15 protein-coding genes and 1 tRNA gene are annotated in these 19,520 nt (G+C 67.6%); 4 read left to right on the top strand and 12 right to left on the bottom strand.

Annotated features, from left to right (window positions below):
• Positions 1 to 60 precede the first annotated feature (60 nt).
• Genes G9E11_RS14165 through G9E11_RS14155 form a run of 3 tightly spaced genes read left to right on the top strand, consistent with a single transcriptional unit; the run spans position 61 to position 2,412 of the window.
• Positions 61 to 1,641 (top strand): SDR family oxidoreductase, encoded by a 1,581-nt coding sequence (locus G9E11_RS14165; RefSeq protein WP_190606733.1) that lies wholly within the window; start codon positions 61 to 63, stop codon positions 1,639 to 1,641.
• Between the two features lie 47 nt (positions 1,642 to 1,688).
• Entirely contained in the window at positions 1,689 to 2,186 is a 498-nt protein-coding gene (locus tag G9E11_RS14160; RefSeq protein WP_190606731.1) for a DUF2505 domain-containing protein, read from the top strand.
• 4 nt (positions 2,187 to 2,190) lie between these two features.
• A complete protein-coding gene (locus G9E11_RS14155; RefSeq protein WP_190606727.1) occupies positions 2,191 to 2,412 on the top strand; it encodes an SCO4848 family membrane protein in 222 nt (73 codons plus the stop codon).
• A 123-nt stretch (positions 2,413 to 2,535) separates the two neighbouring features.
• Here G9E11_RS14155 and sufU read toward each other — a convergent pair whose 3' ends face one another.
• From sufU to G9E11_RS14110, 9 genes are all read right to left on the bottom strand, one after another.
• On the bottom strand, positions 2,536 to 2,985 hold the full coding sequence (gene sufU, locus G9E11_RS14150; protein WP_111904511.1) for a Fe-S cluster assembly sulfur transfer protein SufU: 450 nt from the start codon (positions 2,983 to 2,985) through the stop codon (positions 2,536 to 2,538).
• Positions 2,986 to 3,028: 43 nt separating this feature from the next.
• Entirely contained in the window at positions 3,029 to 4,354 is a 1,326-nt protein-coding gene (locus G9E11_RS14145; protein WP_190606725.1) for a SufS family cysteine desulfurase, read from the bottom strand.
• Between the two features lie 517 nt (positions 4,355 to 4,871).
• Entirely contained in the window at positions 4,872 to 7,637 is a 2,766-nt protein-coding gene (locus G9E11_RS14140) for a LuxR C-terminal-related transcriptional regulator (RefSeq protein WP_190606723.1), read from the bottom strand.
• The gene (locus tag G9E11_RS14135; RefSeq protein ID WP_190606721.1) at positions 7,615 to 10,353 is read right to left on the bottom strand and encodes a helix-turn-helix transcriptional regulator; all 2,739 of its coding nucleotides are present in this window, start codon (positions 10,351 to 10,353) and stop codon (positions 7,615 to 7,617) included. The genes G9E11_RS14140 and G9E11_RS14135 overlap by 23 nt, the downstream gene beginning before the upstream one ends.
• Before the next feature lie 173 nt (positions 10,354 to 10,526).
• Entirely contained in the window at positions 10,527 to 11,111 is a 585-nt protein-coding gene (pth, locus tag G9E11_RS14130; RefSeq protein WP_190606719.1) for an aminoacyl-tRNA hydrolase, read from the bottom strand.
• Between the two features lie 119 nt (positions 11,112 to 11,230).
• Positions 11,231 to 11,839, bottom strand: a complete 609-nt coding sequence (locus G9E11_RS14125) for a 50S ribosomal protein L25/general stress protein Ctc (RefSeq protein WP_190606717.1) — start codon at positions 11,837 to 11,839, stop codon at positions 11,231 to 11,233.
• A 279-nt stretch (positions 11,840 to 12,118) separates the two neighbouring features.
• The gene (locus G9E11_RS14120) at positions 12,119 to 13,099 is read right to left on the bottom strand and encodes a ribose-phosphate diphosphokinase (protein WP_190606714.1); all 981 of its coding nucleotides are present in this window, start codon (positions 13,097 to 13,099) and stop codon (positions 12,119 to 12,121) included.
• 5 nt (positions 13,100 to 13,104) lie between these two features.
• On the bottom strand, positions 13,105 to 14,595 hold the full coding sequence (glmU, locus tag G9E11_RS14115; protein ID WP_190606712.1) for a bifunctional UDP-N-acetylglucosamine diphosphorylase/glucosamine-1-phosphate N-acetyltransferase GlmU: 1,491 nt from the start codon (positions 14,593 to 14,595) through the stop codon (positions 13,105 to 13,107).
• A gap of 122 nt (positions 14,596 to 14,717) precedes the next feature.
• A tRNA-Gln gene (locus G9E11_RS14110) sits at positions 14,718 to 14,789 on the bottom strand.
• A gap of 244 nt (positions 14,790 to 15,033) precedes the next feature.
• Here G9E11_RS14110 and G9E11_RS14105 point away from each other — a divergent pair.
• Positions 15,034 to 15,633 carry a TetR/AcrR family transcriptional regulator gene (locus G9E11_RS14105; RefSeq protein ID WP_111904503.1) on the top strand — a complete coding sequence of 200 codons (600 nt, stop codon included), beginning with the start codon at positions 15,034 to 15,036 and terminating at the stop codon, positions 15,631 to 15,633.
• 91 nt (positions 15,634 to 15,724) lie between these two features.
• On the opposite strand, the gene G9E11_RS14100 is transcribed toward G9E11_RS14105, so the two are convergent.
• From G9E11_RS14100 to rsmA, 3 genes are read right to left on the bottom strand one after another with little or no spacing between them, the layout of a single operon-like run.
• A complete protein-coding gene (locus G9E11_RS14100) occupies positions 15,725 to 17,572 on the bottom strand; it encodes an ABC-F family ATP-binding cassette domain-containing protein (RefSeq protein ID WP_190606709.1) in 1,848 nt (615 codons plus the stop codon).
• Between the two features lie 35 nt (positions 17,573 to 17,607).
• Positions 17,608 to 18,576: a 4-(cytidine 5'-diphospho)-2-C-methyl-D-erythritol kinase gene (locus G9E11_RS14095; protein ID WP_190606707.1), complete on the bottom strand. Its 969-nt coding sequence runs from the start codon at positions 18,574 to 18,576 to the stop codon at positions 17,608 to 17,610.
• Positions 18,576 to 19,463 (bottom strand): 16S rRNA (adenine(1518)-N(6)/adenine(1519)-N(6))-dimethyltransferase RsmA, encoded by an 888-nt coding sequence (rsmA, locus tag G9E11_RS14090; protein WP_190606704.1) that lies wholly within the window; start codon positions 19,461 to 19,463, stop codon positions 18,576 to 18,578. The genes G9E11_RS14095 and rsmA overlap by 1 nt, the downstream gene beginning before the upstream one ends.
• Positions 19,464 to 19,520 lie beyond the last annotated feature (57 nt).

The raw sequence follows: 19,520 nt of genomic DNA, 5'->3' as shown, positions 1-19,520 counted from the left end.
TGAAGTTCAGCACATCCTGACGTCCAGCACAGGCATGCCGCCGCCCCCAAGGAGACTCCCGTGAGCGACCAGACCGGAAATGACAGCAGCGGAAACAGCCCCGACTCCCGGGCCGAGGCCCGGACAGTGCTTGTCACCGGCGCCACTGGATACATCGGCGGACGGCTGGTCCCCCGGCTGCTGGACGCCGGCCACCGCGTCAGGGTGCTGGTCCGGTCCCCGGAGAAAATCGCCGGCGTGCCGTGGTTCGACGACGTCGAGGTGGTCCGCAGCAGCCTCGACGACTCCGCGGCGCTGGAGGAAGCCCTGCAGGGCGTGGACGTGCTGTATTACCTGGTCCATTCCATGGCGGCGGGCTCCGGTTTCGAGGCCAAGGAAAAGGCTATGGCCGAGATTGTGGCGGGTGCCGCAGCAAGCGCCTCCGTCCGGCGGATTGTCTACCTGGGCGGCCTCCACCCGCGCAACATAGCACTGTCAACGCACATGCGCTCCCGCGAGGCGGTGGGCGAGGTATTTCTCTCCGGTCCGGTGGACGCCATCGTGTTCCAGGCGGGGGTGGTCATCGGCTCCGGCTCGGCGTCGTTCGAAATGATCCGCCACCTCGCCGAAACCCTGCCCCTCATGCCGGCGCCGAGTTGGGTCCGCAACCGGATCGAAGCCATAGCCGTGCGAGACGTGCTCTACTACCTCGTTGGAGCTGGCGCTCTGGCGGAACCCCTCAACCGCACCTTCGACATCGGCTGCCGGGATGTCCTGACGTATGCCGGCATGATGAAGGAATACGCGGCCGAGGCAGGCCTGCCGCCGCGGCCGGTCCTGGCACTTCCAGTGCCGGCACCCAGGCTGGCCGGACTGTGGGTTGCCCTGGTAACCCCGATTCCGCTGTCCATGTCCGTGCCGCTGGTCCAGTCGCTGCAGCACGATGCCGTCTCGGCCGAACATGACATCGACACCTACATCAAACAGCCCGACGGCGGCCTCACCGGCTACCGCAGGGCCGTGGCCCTGGCGCTCGGCAAGGAACGCGACGGCCAGGTGGAAACCACCTGGGCCAACGCCGGAGCGGATGCCGACCCGCTGCCGAGCGACCCGGGCTGGGCCGGGCACCGGGTGTATGTCGACGAGCGGACCTTTGCCAGCGATGTGGACGGCGGGCACGTGTGGACGATCATTGAGGGGATCGGCGGCCGCAACGGCTGGTACTCGCTCCCGCTGGCGTGGAGCGTCCGGGGCTGGCTGGACAAGCTCTCGGGCGGAGCGGGCCTGCTCCGCGGCCGGCGGCATCCGCACCATCTGGTGGCCGGTGAGGTGGTGGACTGGTGGCGCGTGGAACGGATCGAGCGCGGCCGCCTGCTCCGCCTGCGGGCAGAAATGCGCGCGCCCGGACGCGCCTGGCTGGAGCTCTGCGTGGAGCCCGACGGCACGGGAAGCCTCTACCGCCAGCGGGCGATTTTCTTCCCCAGGGGACTCAGCGGGCGGCTCTACTGGCTGGCCGTTCTTCCGTTCCACAGCATCATCTTCCCGGCCATGTCCCGCAACATTACCGCGGCGGCCCGGAGGCTGTCCGCCGAGGAGAAAACCGGCGTCGCAGAGCCCGATGCCCGACGTACCGGTGCCGGGGAAGCGCGGCCAACCCCGTAGGATGTGGTGAGCTAAAAGCGTTCTGACCCCACAACGACGGAGGATCAATGGCACTGAGTGCATCCACCACCCTTCCCCACGGCGTCGACAGCGTCACCGCAGTCTTCGCGAACGAGGACTTCCAGCGCCACACCAGCGAATACGTCGGCGGCACCCTTGAGTCCTTCACCGTGGCGGGCGACATCGCCGGGGAATTCAGCACCACGTCGGTGCGCACCCTCCCCACGACGCGCCTGCCCGAAATCGCCCGCAAGTTCGTCGGCGAAAGCCTGAAGGTGACCCAGGTGGAAAATTGGGACGCCCCGGCAGCCGACGGTTCGCGCCAGAGCACCATCTCCCTGAAAATCGCCGGCGCGCCGATCGACGTGGCCGCAGTGCAGCGTCTCGTGGCGGACGGCGGCAGCACGCGGGTTGAGCTTGTTGGCAACGTCACGTCTTCCGTGCCGTTTCTGGGCGGCAAGATTGCCGACGCGGCCGAGCCCATGGTGGGCAAGGCACTGAACATCCAGTCGCAGCAGGCCCAGGCCTGGCTCGAGAGCCACTAGTTTCGTGGACGTCCCCGCCTTCCTTGCCCTGGTCCTGATCGTTTCGGGCGTGTGGTCCCTGCTGGTGTGGCCGCAGTTCCTGCGCCGCGTCATGAAGGACCCCCGGGCCCGGGACGCCGCTGGCAAGGCCACGAAGTTCCTCACCGTTCATGTGGTCCTGGTGACGGTGTCCATGGTGCTGGGTGCCGCGACGGCCGCCATCGGAATCGCGGCGCTCGTCAGCTGACGGCGCGGGCTTTTGGGCACGGGATGGGCCCGCTGGTTGAGCTTGTCGTAACCGGGTTTCGACAAGCCCAACCAGCGGACACACGGACAGCCGGGTCCGATCAGAACTCCTAAAGAGTCGCTGTCAGGCTGCCTGGTTCAGGGCATCCTCGGCCGCAACCCAGGAGATCATGGCGCATTTCACCCTCGCGGCGTAGCGGGCCACGCCTTCAAAGGCTGCTGCGTCGCCCAGGATTTCCGGGTCGGCCGGGATCTTGCCCCGGGACCGCAGGACGTCCCGGAAGTTACCGATCACCGAGCGGAGTTCGTCTACGGTCATGCCCTCGGCCATCTCGCTCAGCACGGAGGCGGACGCCATGGAGATCGAGCAGCCCGCCCCGTCCCACGCCAGCTGAGTCACCGTGCCGTGGTCCACGGCCACGCGCAGGGTGACCTCGTCGCCGCACACGGGATTGAGTTGGTGTGACTGGCCGGTGGACGCGCCGTCCGGCGCAGCCGTGGCGGCCAATCCGCTGCCGTGCCGGGCCTTGGAGTGGTCCAGGATGATCTGCTGGTAAAGCTGGTCGAGGCTCATGCTCAGGTACCTGTCGTCGGGGATCGGGGCTAGTCTTTTGGGGCTAGGCCCGGAAGTAGGCGCGGACTCCGGACACTGCGTCCAGGAATTCGTCCACGTCGTCGGTGGTGTTGTACAAGTAGGCGCTGGCCCGGGTGGTGGCCGTCAGGCCCAGCCGCCGGTGCAGCGGCTGCGCGCAATGGTGGCCCACGCGGACCGCGATGCCCCGCGCGTCAAGGAACTGGCCGACGTCGTGCGCGTGGACACCGGCAACGTCAAAGGCCGCCAGGCCGATACGGTCCTGGCCGGCGGCCGGACCCAGCACGCGGACGCCGTCGATGGCTTCCAGGCCTGCCACCATCCGTTGGCCGAGCTCGGACTCCCAGCGGTGCACCCGGTCGATGCCGGTTTCGGTCAGATAGTTGACCGCGGCGGCAAGGGCCACCGCCTGCGAAATTTTCTGGGTGCCGGCTTCGAACCGCTGCGGCGCGGGGAGGTACTCGGCGCGTTCCATGGTCACGGTGGTGATCATGGAACCACCGGTCAGGACCGGCGGCAGCACGTCCAGGAGCTCCTGCTTGCCGTACAGCACGCCGACGCCGGTTGGCCCCAGCATCTTGTGGCCGGAAAAAACGGCGAAGTCGACGTCCAGCTGCTTGACGTCCAGGGCAAGGTGCGGTGCCGACTGGCACGCATCCAGCACCACCAGGGCGCCTGCCCGCCGGGCAAGGGCCACCAGGTCGCTGACCGGGTTGATGGTGCCCAGCACGTTCGAGGCGTGGGTGAACGCCAGCAGTTTGGTTCGCTCGCCCACGATTTCCGCGGCCTCATCCATCCGCAGCACCCCGGCGTCGTCCAGCGGGATGTGGCGCAGCGTGGCACCCGTCCGGTAAGCCAGTTCCTGCCAGGGAATCAGGTTTGCGTGGTGCTCCATTTCGGTGACCACGATTTCATCGCCGGGCCCCAGTGCCAGATCCCGCAGCCGGGAGTCGCCGCGTCCCTGGGCTACCCACAGCGAGGCGTTGGACAGCGCATAGCTGATGACGTTCAGGCCCTCGGTGGCGTTGGAGGTCCAGACGATCTCCTCATAGGCCGCACCAACAAAGTCGGCCACGGTCTGCCGGGCGTCCTCGAACACCTCCGTGGCCTCCACGGCAAGGTGGTGGGCACCGCGGTGCACGGCAGCGTTCCGCTGCTCGTAGAATTCCTGCTCGGCCTCGATCACGCTCAGCGGATTCTGCGAGGTGGCGCCGGAGTCCAGGTAGATGAGCGGGCGGCCGTTGACCGTCTGGTTCAGCACCGGAAAGTCGTTGCGGATCCGCAGGACCTCGGCATTGTCCATCGCAGAAAGGGCACGCGTCAGCGTGGTTGGCGTTGATACTACGGCCAATGGGACTCCTTGGGTGCCTTGAGGTACCTCTCAATTGTCCCACAGCACCATTGGCAGCAGCATGGGCCGCAGCATGGGCTCCAGCATCCGCAGCAGCATGGCAGGAGCGGCCTGCCGGACCCGGCACAGGCTAAGGGCGGCCCCCGTCGCTGCGGGCCGCCCTTTTCATGCCGTCGGATATTGCTTGTTCTGGACTTACTACTTGAAAGGGCCGGCGACGGCTGGGGGGAGAGCCTCGGTCTCAGAAGGCTCTGACGTCGCCGGCCCCGCCTTACCCGGACCCTGGGGCCGGAAATCTGGTGCGAGACCTGGAGAATCTGGTGGCAGCTTCGGAGGGGAGATCAGCCCGGCTTCCGCTGCCACTATTAGTTAATCGCGTACTGGCGCCCGCGGCACCAGTATCAGGTACTCGTTTTTCTGAGTACTTAACTACTGGTTCCCGCAGGTAGCGATGTCCGGCGCGCAAGCGCGCGGAATTTGCCCTCAGGGGGCCAGAAAAAAATCAGCCTGGGGAGCGCTACTTCTTCGGCAGGGCGAGCGCGAGCTCGTCGCGCCGGCGGACTCCGAGTTTGACGTAGCTGCGGTACAGGTGCCCCTCGACGGTCCGAACGGACACCATCAGGTGCTGGGCGATCTCGCGGTCGGAGAGGCCCTGAACCGCCAGCTCCACGATGTCCCGCTCGCGGCGGGTCAGGTGGACGCTGGGGACGGAGGCGACAAACGGGCTTTCCCGGAACCGCTCGCCGAGCTCCTGGTCGCATTTTTCCCGGTGCGCGATTGCCTGGCGGGCGCGGCGCCGCTCCCCCGCGGCATCCAGCAGCGCGCCGGCCCGGGCGTATGCCTCGCGCGCCAGGTTCAGCAGGCCCGCTTCCTCCAGGGCGGCGGCTGTGTCCGTGAGGACGTCGGCGTCCTCCGAGGCCCAGGCCTGGGCCAGCTGCCGCCAGCCGGCTGCCCACCGGCCCTCGACGGTGGCGGCCAGCGCGGCAAGCTCCTCCGTCAGCGACCGCTCGCCAAGATCCGAGCAAAGGATGAGGCACTCCATCCTGGTCCCGGGATGGTCCGTAACGGACTCGGACGCCGCGAGCTCACGGAGCCGGTCCAGGCCGCTGCCCTTCCGGTCGAGGTGTTCAGCCGCGGCGGCCGCGTAGGCCTCCGCGACGGCGTCGCAGCCGGGTCCGCTGGCATGCCTGGCCGAGATGAAGTCCTGTTCGAGCCGCTTCGCCTGGGCGGCATCGCCCAGCCGTGCTGCGGCGTAGAAGGCAAGCGACGAGCCGAATCTGAACTCCTGCAGCGGGTCGTTGACCCGAAGCGCCTCAACCGCAGGAAGGAGGACCTGGTAGGCGCGTTCCAGCTGCCCCTGCCGCAGCAGACCCAGGCCGCGCAGTGCCTGGATCCCGCCGCCGAAGGTCGACGCACCCTCCGTCCGCTCCGCCGGATACCCGGACAGCTCATGTTCAGCCGACTCCCAGTTGCCGGCAGCAAGGGTGCTGATTGCCAGCCGGGTCAGGACAAACTCGTTGAAGAAATACAGGCCGCCGCTGAGCGCGGGCAGGAAAGGGCCGGCGGCCGCCGCGGCGGCGTGGGCCTGGTGTGACTTGCCGGCGGCGACCAGCGTCTGTGCAAAAAGGGCCTGCGCCACGGCGTGCTGCGTCGCCTCGACGCCGGACGCCGTGTCCGGATCCGTGGTCCCCAGAGCCGTGATGACAGCGCTAATGCCTTCGTGATCCCCGGCGGCCGCCATCTCCAGCAGTCCGTGGATCCTGTCCTGCCAGGCATCGTCCGGGGCTATCCCGGCCGCCTCCAGTTGGTGGCGTGATTCAGCCCTGAGCGACGGCACGGACTTGCCCAGCGCCATGTGGGATGACGCCCTGAGCATGAGGACCTGCGGAGCTTCCGGGTCCCCCGCCAGATCGAGCCAGCAGCCGTCAAGGAGTTCGGCAGCCTCGCGGTACTTGCCTTCGTTGAAGTTGGCCCGGGCGGTGATTGAGAGCGCACGGGCCTGCAGCTCCGGTGCCTGCACATGACCGGCCATGAGCCGGGCGCCGGCATTGTTGAACGTCGTCGCAGCCAGCAGCCCGGCGTCCAGCAGGTCCCGGTCGGGCACCTCCATGCCGCATTCCAGCGACCATTCGACCAGCCGCAGCCTGCCTTCCGCACTGGCGGCGGCGGGATCCAGATAGGCATCAAGCTTCTGCCGCAGCTGCAGGCTCCGCGAGACGGACACCTGGCGCCGCGTTGATTCCCCCAGGATGGCATGGGTGAGCCGCAGCTCGGTATGCATCGCGGCCGATTCGCTCACCACCTGGTTGTCCAGCAGGGCACGCACGACGCCGGCACCGCAGACGTCCTCTACCAGGCCCCTGGGTACCGGCTCGGCCAAGGCGATTACCTTGAGCGCATCCTGCTCTTCCGGCGTTCTGCGGAGGAGATCCTTCACCACGAGATCCGAAAGCCTGGGTCCGTCGGCGGGCAACGGTCCGAGCAGCACCCAGATTCCGTTCCGCTGGACCAGGGTTCCGGCGGCTGTTGCGTCACTCAGCAGGCAGCCGAGGAGCTGCGGGTTGCCGCCCGAAGCAGACCACAGCGACTGGACGGTGCTGACGGGAACAGTCCCCTGGAGGGTGTGTTCCACTACCTCCCTGACCTGCTCGCCGTTGAGCGGCCTGAGATCGATGCGTTCGGCGAGGCCGTCGTACCAGAGCTGGTTCAGGGCCTGGGGCAGCCCCGGCCGCGGCCGCCCGGCTGCCAGCACGGTCGCCCAGCCGGCCGAGGTCATGTCCACCACCATGCTGGCAGTGGCGTCATCGAGGTGGTGGGCGTCGTCCACCACCAGGAGTACCGGGGCGTCGGTGCCGCCGTTGGGGTCGCTGATTCCCTTCAGCTCCTGGAAGTGGGCCCAGACGGCCCGTAGCACCGCTACCGGGGAGTCGGCTTCCTCGGGGGCGAGGCCGGAGGTGTACGGTGCCAGCACACCGTAAGGGACCTTGGCCAGCGAGGAGCTGCCGTGGATGCGGAGCACGGTCATCTCTGCGGCCAATTTCTCCCGCACGGCGTCAGTCACGGACGTCTTTCCGACGCCGGGGCCCGCCATCAGGTAGACCGCCTGGCTGGCCCGGCTGCGGATGACGGTGCAGACATGCTCTATCGCCTCACGGCGGCCGGTCAGCTGCCGGAGTTCGGATTCCGGTTTGGCGCCGCGGCCATTGGACGCGACGCCGTGGGACGAAGAGTTGGACGAAGCGCTGTGTGCTGAAGAGCTGCTAAACGAGGCCAGGCAGATCACCCCTGGATGTCACGCCGAGCTTGGTGAAGACCTGGTAGAGGTGGCCCTCCACCGTTCGGACTGATACGCCCATCTCCAGGGCGATGTCCCGGTTGGAGACGCCCCTTCCGGCCAGCCGGGAGATCTGGCGTTCGCGCGCGGTAAGGAGCGGGCTTCCGCTGCTGGGAACGATCGGGAGGCTGGGCACCGTGGCGGTGAGGGTGTCCAGACGGGCCTGGGCAACACGGGCGGAGGCGGAATCGCCGGAGTGGCGGGCAAAGTCGACGGCCAGCGCAACGCACCGGGCCTCGACGGCGTCGAGTTCCAGTTCCGCGCACAGGTGGGCGCCTTCCAACAGGACCTTGGCGTCCTTGGTGCGGGTGCCCACGGCGATGAGGCGTGAGATCTCGGCGAGGGTCCCTTGGCGGTGGCCCGCCACCTCCTCCATCAGGCGGAAGTCCTCATCGGTCCCGTTCACGGTCGCGCCGAGCAGGCTGATGCCCGCCAGCGTGTACCGGCCGGCATCAATATCGCGGTGTGCTGCCTCGAGCAGGCGCTTCACGGCCTCGTTGTCCCCCAGCCAACGTCCGGCCATGTCCGCGCAGAACTCGGTGATGAACACGGTGCCGAAGTTGCAGTGCCCGCGCACTCCGCGGAGCTTGTCGAGGTACTTGTGCGCCTGCCCGGCGTTGCCGATCTGGGCGTAGGCGAAGGCCGTGGCGGCGTAGGCGGCCTGCAGCATGTTCAACACGGGGCGGAGCTCAAGCTGGGCGACGGCGGACAGCAGCGAATCCAGGGCCACCGCACCGCGGCCGGAGAAAACGTAGGCGATGCCGGCGGCCAGTTCCGTGGCAGACGTCCGGTAGGCCAGCCGGCGCTCCTCCTGTCCCTTGGGCGGGCCAACGAGTTCCAGGCACCGCTTCCACTGGCCGGCCTGCAGCAGCACGTTGAACGCCGTCATCGCGAACCGCTCCCGCAGTCCAGTCAGCGGCTCCGCGTCCGAGAGCTGTCCTCCCACGCGACGCATCAGTTGGAGGGCGTCCATTTCCCGGCCCACCGCCGACAAGGCTTGCATCAGGATCAGCGCCGCTTGGATCCTCAGGCCCGGATCCTTGTTGACCGCGGAGTCGGCAGCCTCCTCCAGCTCCCCAACCATGGAGGCGTAGTCGCCAATGAACGATTTGTATTCGAATTCGGCGAGGGTTATGACGTTGGCTGCCGTGCCAAGCGGATCGGGCCAGCTCGACGCCACACCAGTGGCAACGTTCAGCCGCTTGCGGGCAGCTGCCAGCTCATCCGGCACCTTGTCACACAGCTCCGGCAGCCAGACCATGACCCGGATCTTGGCTGCCACCACGCGGGCAAAGGCCTGCTCGTCGAGCGCGTCCAGCTGTACCCGGGAAATGTCCTCCAGCGCGGCCATGGCCTGCAGCGGCAGGTCAAGCAGCAGGTAGGCGGTTGCCTTGTACAGCTGTGCTTCCACCCAGACAGAGTCGGTCTTCTTGATGCCTTCAACGCAGGAGATCGCGAACCGGGGGTCAAACAGCTGCACCGCCGCCTCCGCCGCCGCCACCGCCATGGCAGGGCTGAGTTCGGCCTGGCATTCCCTGGTCCAGGCGGCGAACTCTATCCGCTCCTCCATGCTGAGCGCGGACACCTCGGGCTCGTGGCTGCCCAGCAACAGGGTCCGGAGTTCACGGCGGCGGGAGATGCTCAGCCAGGAGCGCACCACGTCCCCAAGGTACTGCTCCCGCAGGGAGACCCAGCGGTCCCCAGTAACGCCGACCGTGAGCAGCCCTGCGTCCTCCATGTCGGCCACGGTGGCGGTGCCGTAAACTTCGGTCAGCCTTGCCAGAGGGACACGCCGCGCACAGGCAAGCATCTCGATGACCTCGCGGGTTTCCGGCTCTTCCCGGGACCAGCGGGACCGGACGATGTCATCCAGCCCGGTGGCGCCGTCGAGCACCACCTTGTCCCGCAGGGTCCAGACGGAATCCGACAGGACGAGGTTTCCCGACTGCCGCTGCTCGGTGACGAGCGCCTTGAGCAGGAGCGGATTGCCGCCCACGATGGCGTGGTAGGTGCTCACGAGCGAGGCCGAGACCCGGTGGCCCAGCAGCGTCAGCAGCACCTGCCGGGTCTGCAGTTCATTGAGGTTGTCCAGCCGCACTTCGGTCAGCCGCCGGTCGGTGAGCAGCCAGTGGAAGTCCGCCGGAAGGTCGCTGGTGCTGGGGGCGATGGCAATGACGCGGGCAGTGTGCGTCAGCATGATGTTCAGGATGACGCCGGCGCTCATGTCATCGATCGGGCCGGTTGTGTCCAGGGTGATGACGCAATCCCGGCCGGCGGCGTCGGACCGGATCAGGGAGGTGATGCCCTGGAGGATGGCGGTAGGGGAAGCCAGCGCCGACTGCGGAAGCCTGGCCAGGAGGAAGGCGAGGCAGCCGTACGAGGTTTGTGAGCCGGTCAGGGGGCTGCGCAGCTGAAGCGCCCAGGCGTCGGGACCAAGCTCGGCCACGGCGGTGCGCGCGAGCGAGGACTTCCCCACACCGCGGGCACCGGTGATAACAACGCCCAGGGACTCGGGATCTGTCAGGGCAGTGCGGATGGCTTCAAGGTCTGCGCTGCGCGCCGGAACCGACCATCGTTGGAGGTCCGTTCCGCCCGCGACGCCCGCCGGTCCGGCAAGCACGCCCGCCGAAGACCCACGTCCCCAGCTCAGTGGCTCAATTGACATGAACTTTTCCTTACACCCGCCCGGCAGGATAAAGGCCCCATCGCCTCCCCCGCTTAGAAAGTAGACTACCCCGTTACTTTGCGGGGATACAGGGCACTGCGTGCACATTTCGCAGACCTTGATGCGACCTTGAGGGTTTGTGCGGTGCGGAGGAAAAACCGATGCGGAGGCCGCTAGACCTTGGCGGTGTGGAACTGCTGCTGCGCGGCCGTCAGGCCCTCCCTGATCAGGAGCTCGACGGCGTCGGCGGCGTCATCGAGCAGGAAGGGCAGTTCCTTCCTTTCCGCAGTGCCGAAATCCCGGAGCACGTAGTCGGCGGTGTCCATCCGGCCCGGCGGCCGGCCGACTCCCACCCGGACGCGGAGGTAGTCCTTGGTGGCGAGGGCCTTGGAGATGTCGCGGAGACCGTTGTGCCCTCCCTCGCCGCCGCCGATCTTCAGCTTCACAGTATTGAAGGGGATGTCGATCTCGTCATGGACGGCCACCACCCGGGACGGCTCGACGTCGTAAAACCTGGCAAGCGCTGACACCGGGCCGCCGGAGACGTTCATGTACGTGCCAGGCTTCGCCAGCACCACCCGGGGACCGCCGATACCCAGCCGGCCTTCCAGGACGAGGGCCCTGGCCTTGTGCGCCTTGAACTTCCCGCCAATGCGCCCGGCCAGCCCGTCCAGCACCATCTGGCCGACGTTGTGCCGGTTGCCGCTGTACTCGGGTCCGGGGTTGCCGAGGCCTACGATCAGCCAGGTGTCAGTCATGAATCAATCCTAAGGCGGGGGTTTCGCGCACAAGCGGCGCAGGGACGGCAGTGGCCGGGCCCGAAAAGGACCCGGCCACCGGTCCGCGCCCTGTGTGGCGCGGGAAGGTTGTGCTCGAATTACTCGGCGGCAGCGGCTTCGGCCGGAGCCGCTTCTGCGGCGGCTTCCTCGGCTTCGCCCTCTTCAGCCGTTGCAGCGGCCTCGGAGATGTTGACCACCAGGGCCTCGGCATCGGTCAGCAGGACGGCACCCTTGGGGAGCACGAGGTCGGAGGCGTGGATGTGCTCGCCGGCGGCGCGGCCTTCGATGTTGACCTCGACGGACTCGGGCAGGTGGGTTGCCTCGGCCTCGAGGGAAACGACGGTGAGTTCCAGGTTGTGCACGGTGCCCGGAGCGGTTTCGCCCACAGCGTGCACGGCGACGTCAACGGTGACCTTCTCGCCCTGCCGGACGGTCAGGAGGTCGATGTGCTCGATGATCTGCTTGATGGGGTCGCGCTGGATGTCCTTGACCAGGGCCAGGTGACCTTCGCCGTTGAGGTCGAGGGACAGCAGGGCGTTCGCGGTGCGCACAGCCAGGGTGGTGGCCTTGGCGGGGAGTGTGATGTGGATGGGCTCTGCGCCGTGGCCGTAGATCACGGCGGGGATCTGACCGGCCATGCGGGCGCGGCGGGCGAAGCCCTTGCCGAATTCGGTGCGGGCTTCTGCTGCGAGCTTCTGCTCAGACATATGAATCTCCTGGTAGGAATTATTGTTTCAGCAAGGGCGGAGGTCTGGAGTGACCTTCAACGCCGGGCGGCCCGAAGGCGGCCCTACCAGAAGGGTGATTCAGACCCAGTCGATAACGGAGACCAGCAGACCGGTGCTCCGCGCATGCGGATTTCCGGTGCTCTCCCTCGCCAAGGTATCGGGAAAATCTTACCAGTGCCCGGCCCGTTTACTGAAAACGCGCCGGGCACCGCTGGTTGAGCTTGTCGAAACCACCGGCAAGCTCAAGCAATAAACTGCTTAGGCGTTGCCGTCGAACAGGCTGGTGACCGAACCGTCGTCGAACACTTCCCGGATGGCCCGGGCGATGAGCGGCGCGATGGACAGGACGGTGAGCTCCGGGAAGCGCTTGTCGGAGGGGATGGGCAGCGTGTTCGTGACCACCACTTCGCGGGCACCGGACTCGGAGAGGCGCCGGGCGGCGGGGTCGGAGAACACCGCGTGCGTGGCCGCGATGATAACGTCCTTGGCCCCGGCGTTCTTGAGCACCTGCACGGCGCCGGAGATGGTTCCGCCGGTGTCGATCATGTCGTCGATCAGCACGCAGGTGCGGCCCTCGATCTGGCCCACCACGGTCTTGGACACGGCCTGGTTGGGCACGGTCAGGTCGCGGCTCTTGTGGACGAACGCCAGCGGAGCGCCGCCGAGGCGCTCCGCCCACTGCTCGGCCACGCGCACGCGCCCGGTGTCCGGCGAGACCACGGTGATGTTGTCGGCGCTGACGCGCGTGCGGATGTAGTCCGCCAGCAGCGGGATGGCCATGAGGTGGTCCACCGGGCCGTCGAAGAAGCCTTGGATCTGCGAGGTGTGCAGGTCCACGCTCATGATCCGGTCGGCGCCGGCCGTCTTGTACATGTCGGCCACGAGGCGGGCGGAGATCGGCTCGCGGCCACGGCCCTTCTTGTCCTGGCGTGAGTACGGGTAGAACGGCGAAACGACAGTAATCCGCTTGGCGGAGGCACGCTTCAGCGAATCAATCATGATCAGCTGTTCCATGAGCCAGTTGTTCAGCGGCGCAGGGTGCGCCTGGATGACGAAGGCATCGGTTCCGCGGACGCTCTCCCCGGCGCGGACGTAGATCTCGCCGTTGGCGAAGTCGTAGGCGTCCACAGGCAGCAGTTCCGTGCCCAGCTCCTTGGCGATCTCCCGGGCAAGCTCCGGGTGTGCACGCCCTGCGGCGAGCACCAGTTTCTTCTCGCCGTGAGCCGTAATTTCGGTCATGGTTGCTAGCCCTCTTCTGTAGATGCGGGGGAATTTGAGGTCTCATTGCGGCCCTCGCGGGCGGCGGCGGCTTCTGCCAGTTCCGCGGAGAGCGAGCCGGGACGGTTGGCCGCGACCCAGCCCTCGGCGTTGCGCTGTGCTGCCATGGACAGCGCCAGGGCACCGGCGGGCACGTCCTTGCGGATCACGGCTCCGGCGCCGCTGTAGGCACCGTCCCCCACCGTGACCGGAGCGACGAATACTGTGTTGGAGCCGGTGCGCACGCCCGAGCCGATCACCGTGCGGTGCTTCTTCTCGCCGTCGTAGTTCGCGGTGATGTTGCCGCAGCCGATGTTGGTGTCCTCGCCGATCTCGGCGTCACCGGCGTAGCCCAGGTGGGACAGTTTGGAGCCGCGGCCGATCCTGACGTTCTTGGTTTCGTAGAAGGCGCCGATCTTGCCTGTCTCGCCCAGGACCGTTCCGGGGCGCAGGTAAGTGAAGGGGCCAACGCTTGCACCCGGGCCGATCTCCGCGCCTGATCCGTGGGTCCGGGTCACCTTGGCGCCCTCGCCTATGCTGACATCCGTCAGCGTGGAGTCGGGGCCGACGACGGCGTCCCGCGCCACCGTGGTGGCGCCGTGCAGCTGGGTGTTGGGCAGGATCCGGACGTCCTCCGCCAGGGTAACCGTGGAGTCGATCCAGGTGGTGGCGGGGTCAACGACAGTGACACCGGCGCGCATCCAGGCTTCCACGATCCGGCGGTTGTGCTCCGCGCCGAGGGCAGCGAGCTGGACGCGGTCATTGGCGCCTTCCACCTGCCAGCGGTCGGCGGTGACGACGGCGGCCACGCGGCCGCCCGCCTCGCGGGCCAGCCCGAGGACATCGGTCAGGTACTTTTCGCCCTGAGAGTTGTCGGTGGTGACGTGGCCGAGGGCGTCCCGGAGGACAGCGGCGTCAAAGGCGTAGATGCCGGAGTTGATCTCGCGGATCGCACGCTCGGCGTCGGTGGCGTCCTTGTGCTCGCGGATGCCGGTTACCGTGCCGTCTTCGCCGCGGAGAATGCGGCCGTAGCCGGTGGCGTCGTCCAGGATCGCGGTGAGAACGGTGACCGCGTTGCCCTCGCGCTGGTGGGTGGACACGAGTTCGGCAAGCATTTCACCGGTGAGCAGCGGGACATCGCCGTAGGTGACCACGACGGTCCCCGCCACCGGCTCCTTGGCGTCCAGGGCTTCGAGGGCTACTTCGACGGCGCGTCCGGTGCCGGGAACCTCGTCCTGATCCACGATCAGGGCGTCAGGATCGAGTTCGGTGAGGTGGGCGGCGACGCGGTCGCGCTCGTGCCGGACCACGAGGGCCAGGCGTTCGGGGCTGATGCTGCGGGCGGCGAGCAGGGCGTGGCCCACCATGGAGCGGCCGCCGATTTCGTGGAGGATCTTGGGGGTACGGGATTTCATCCGGGTACCGGCACCTGCAGCTAGGACGATAACGGCGGCTGGGCCGGACTTGTCGGGGCTCACGTACGGGCTCTCCTTGCTCGGTTGCGCTGTACTGCATCCGCGGCTGCCTGCGCGGCGGTGTCCGGGCCTGTGCCCGGAACCGGCAACAGGGTTCATCCTACTGGACACCTCTGATGCAGCTGTTCCGCCCATAGGATTCGAACCTATACTCCACGGCTCCAAAGGCCGGGGTGCTGCCATTACACCAGAGCGGACCGTGCCCGGCGCTAGCCTGGGCACGAGAACCAATTCTGCCACGAACGTTGACGCTCGTGCGACTCGGCGCTTCGGGTGCGCCGGCGCCGGCGCGGGCACCGCGCCGGGACCCGCCGCCACCCCTGCCCGCCGCTTGACGTAAGGCATGATTGGACGGTGAGCAACAGCACAGGGACAACTGACGGTCCGGGGAACCTGCCAGCAAGGCCCGACGCAGCCGCGGGGCGCATCCCCCGGTCGCGGATGACAGGACCCCAGCGGCGGTCCCAGCTCATCGAAGTAGGGCGGGCCCTTTTCGCGGTGCGGGGGCTGGACGGCACCACCATCGAGGAGATTGCGGCTGCCGCCGGCGTTTCCAAGCCCGTGATTTACGAGCACTTCGGCTCGAAGGAAGGCCTGTACACGCAGGTCGTCGAGTACGAGTTCCGGATCCTGCTCGCCGCCATCAATGACGCCCTCACCCAGGAAGCCAAGCCGAGGGTCCTCGTGGAGCGCGCCGCCCTGGCCCTCCTCACCTACATCGAGGAACGCACCGACGGCTTCCGCATCCTCATGCGGGACGCTCCCCCGTCCCAGCCCGAAGGCGCCTTCTCCACGCTGCTCTCCCACGTGACCGCGCGTGTTGAACACATCCTGTCAGACGAATTCGCCCGCCGCGGGTTCAGCGCAGCCGACGGCGCCATGTACGCGCAGATGCTCGTGGGCATGGTGGCGATGACGGGCCAGTGGTGGCAGGACGCCCGCCAGCCCGACAAACGGGACGTCGCCGCGCACCTCGTCAACCTCGCCTGGAACGGGCTGACCGGACTCAAGAAGGACCCGGAACTCCGCAGCGAGGCTTAGTCCGGCTCTCCTCCGCGGTGTAGTTCTTGTCCAGATAATGGGACTTCCGAGGCCTTTAGCGCCCGATATCTGCACAAAAACCCGGAACCGGTTATTCGCCGAGGACTTCCAGGGCCTCGAGCCACTCGAGTTCCAGGGCTTCGCGTTCTTCGGCCAGGGTCTTCAGCTTCTTGTTCTGCTCGGCCATGGCGTCGAAGTCGTTGTCGGCCGTGCTCTTGACCATCTGGGCGTGGATCTTCTCTTCCTGCTGCGTCAGCTTGCCCAGCTGGCGGTCGATTCGGTTTTTGGCCTTGCGGGCGTCGCGCTTCTCGGCTTCCGAAGGGCCAGACGGGCCTGCGACGGCCGGTGCCGAGCTGCCGCTGGCGCCCATGACGGGGTTGCCGCCGCCGGTGATGGTGGAGCCAGCCATTGCACCTTCGCGCAGTTCGAGGTACTGGTCCACGCCGCGGGGCAGGGCGCGGATCTTGCCGTCGCCCAGCAATGCCATCTGGTGGTCGGTGACGCGCTCCAGCAGGTAGCGGTCGTGGCTGACTACAACGAGCGTGCCCGGCCAGCCGTCCAGGACGTCTTCGACGGCGGCCAGGGTGTCCGTGTCGAGGTCGTTGGTGGGTTCGTCGAGCATGAGCACGTTGGGCTCGCCCACCAGGAGGCGCAGCAGCTGGAGCCGGCGGCGTTCGCCACCAGAGAGGTCCCTGACCGGGGTCCACTGCTTCTCGTTGGTGAAGCCAAGCTGTTCCACGAGCTGACCGGCGCTGAATTCCTTGCCGCCAACGTTGAAGGACCGCTTTTCGCGCTCGATCACTTCGATGACGCGCAGGTCCTTGACGTCGTCGAGCTCCTTGACCTCCTGGGTCAGTACGGCGGTGACCACCGTCTTGCCGCGCTTGACCTTGCCGGAGGTGGGCTGGATTTCGCCGTTGAGGAGCTTCAGGAGCGTGGTCTTGCCGGCACCGTTGACGCCGACCAGCCCCAGCCGCTCGCCCGGTGCGAGGCGAAGGGTGATGTTGTCGAAGAGCTTCTGTGCTCGGTCCTGCCTATCGGCACTACCCAGGAGGTCCAGGGAAACGTGCTCGAGGTCGAGCACGTCCTTGCCCTGGCGCGCCGTGGCCATCTTGCTCAGCGCCATCGAGTCGCGCGGCGCCGGAACGTCGGCGATCAGGGCATTGGCTGCCTCGATGCGGAACTTGGGCTTTGCAGTGCGGGCGGGGGCGCCGCGTCGCAGCCAGGCGAGTTCCTTCTTGACGAGCTGCTGGCGCTTGCCTTCCACCACAGACGCGGCGCGGTCACGTTCGGCACGGGCCAGGACGTAGGCGGCGTAGCCGCCTTCGAAGGGGTCCATGATCCCGTCGTGGATTTCCCAGGTTTTGTTGCAGACTTCGTCGAGGAACCAGCGGTCGTGGGTAACCACCAGGAACGCGCCCTGGTTGGCCCGCCAGCGGGTCTTCAGGTGGCGGGACAGCCAGGCAACGCCTTCGACGTCGAGGTGGTTGGTGGGCTCGTCGAGCATGATCACGTCGTGGTCTTCGATCAGCAGCTTTGCCAGGGCCACGCGCCGTTTCTGGCCGCCGGAGAGTGCGTGCACATTGGCGTGCCAGTCGACGTCGGACACCAGTCCGCCCATGATCTCGCGGATCTGCGGATTGCGGGCCCATTCGTAGTCCGCCTGGTCGCCGACGATCGCGGCGCCCACCGTCAGGTCGGCGTCGAGGACGTCGCTTTGGTCCAGGTAGCCGATGTTGACGTCCCCGCGCTTGGTGACCCGGCCGGAATCGGGGGTGGACCGCAGCGCCAGCAGCCGCATCAGCGTTGACTTGCCGTCGCCGTTCCTGCCCACCATGCCGATCCGGTCACCCTCTTCGAGTCCAAGGGTGATGCCGTCAAGAACGGTGCGGGTTGCGTACGAGACTGTGAGGTTCTCGCCGCCGAGCAGGTGTGCCACGGGGAACTGCTTTCTGAGGTGTTGGTTGGAAGGTATTAAAGGAGCGTATCGGAGATGATGCGCGCGCCGGGCACGGGGCCGTGGACGGCCAGTGCGTTGAGCCCTTTGTGCTGCAGCTCCCCGGCCAGGTTCTCCGCCGCTTCGGGATTGTGCGCCAGCAGGGCCACGGTGGGCCCGGAGCCGGAAACGATCCCGGCAATGGCCCCGCAGGACTCGCCCAGTCCCAGTGTGTCCCGGAGCCCGGGGGCGAGTTCGATGGACGCGCGCTGGAGGTCGTTGACCAGCACCCGGCTCAGGGCATCGGCGTCGCCGCTGCGCAGGGCCTGCAGGATTTTGGGGTCCACAGCCGTGGGCTCGTCGCCGTCCACGCCCTCGGCCTCGCGGAGCCGGTCCAGCGTCCGGAATACTTCCGGAGTGGACAGCCCGAACTCCGCGGTGACAAGGACCCAGTCCATCTGGGCCTTTGCCAGGGCGGGAGACAGCTCATCGCCCACGCCCAGCCCTACGGCGGTGCCGCCCAGCAGGGCGAAGGGAACATCGGCCCCGAGCTCGGCGGCGAGGTGGGCGAGTTCGTCCCGGGACAGGCCGCTGTTCCACAGCGCGTCACAGGCCAGGAGCGTGGCGGCAGCATCCGCGGAGCCGCCGCCCATGCCGCCGGCCACGGGCACCCGCTTGGTGATTTCAAGATGCACCCCGGTGGAGTGTTCCGACACATCGGCCATGATGGCGGCTGCCTTGTAGGCGAGGTTCCGCTCGTCGAGCGGAATGTCCACCCCGTCGAGGTCCAGCGTGCTGTCCGGGCTGATGCTGACGGTAATGCCATCGGATGTTGTGCTGGTGGCCGCAACTTCCTCGTACAGCGACACAGCAAGGTAGACGCTGGCCACGGAGTGGTAGCCATCCGGCCGCAGCGGCCCGACGTCCAGCGAGACGTTTACTTTGCCCGGAGCCTTGACCCGGACGGTCCTTGCCGCAAAGCGCCCCCGCACGCCCTGGACGGCCATCAGGCGTCCGCGGCCGCGCGGGCTTCGGCGATCCTCGCGAACGCGGCGATGTCGATCACTTCGCCCCGTGCGGTGGGGTCGACCCCGGCCGCAACCAGGCAGCGTTCCGCTTCGGTGGCACTGCCGGCCCACCCGGCCAGGGCTGCACGGAGTGTCTTGCGGCGCTGCGCGAACGCAGCATCAATGACGGCGAAGACCTCCTTGCGGCTGGCGGTGGTGGCCGGGGGCTCGCGCCGGGTGAAGGCCACGAGCCCGGACTGGATCTTGGGGGCGGGCCAGAACACGTTCATGCCGATGACGCCGGCCTTGCGCATGCTGCTGTACCAGGCCGCCTTGACCGAGGGCACGCCGTAGATCTTGGATCCGGGTTCAGCAGCCAGCCGGTCAGCCACTTCGTCCTGGACCATGACGAGTCCGTGGCGGATTGACGGGAAGTGCTGCAGCAGGTGGAGCACCACCGGCACTGCGACGTTGTACGGCAGGTTGGCGACGAGCGCTGCGGGCTCGGCCGGCAGTTCGGTCACCTTCATGGCATCGGCGAGGACCAGGTGGAAGTCACCGGTTGAGTCGGGCCGCCATTGCCGGATGGTCTCCGGCAGCTTCGCGGCCAGGACTGGGTCAATTTCGACGGCGACCACCGCCTTGGCGGCGTCGAGGAGCCCCAGCGTCAGCGACCCCAGCCCGGGTCCGATTTCGAGGACCGTCTCGTCGGGTCCGATGCCGGCGGCGGCCACGATCCTGCGGATGGTGTTGCCGTCGATGACGAAGTTCTGGCCAAGTGTTTTGGTGGGGCGGACGCCGATCTCCCCGGCCAGCCTGCGGATATCGGAGGCACCGAACAGAGGAGCGGGCGCAGTGCCGGAGGCGGAGGGGATCGGGTCAGTCACCTAGGTATCCTATCCCGCAGTTCAGTATTGGGCGGGGCTCGCTGCTGGCCGGGGACG

It is taken from the genome of Arthrobacter ipis, from assembly GCF_014694315.1.
Lineage (GTDB): Bacteria > Actinomycetota > Actinomycetes > Actinomycetales > Micrococcaceae > Arthrobacter > Arthrobacter ipis.
Note: the sequence above shows the minus strand (reverse complement) of the source record. Positions and strands in the feature narration are given on the sequence as shown.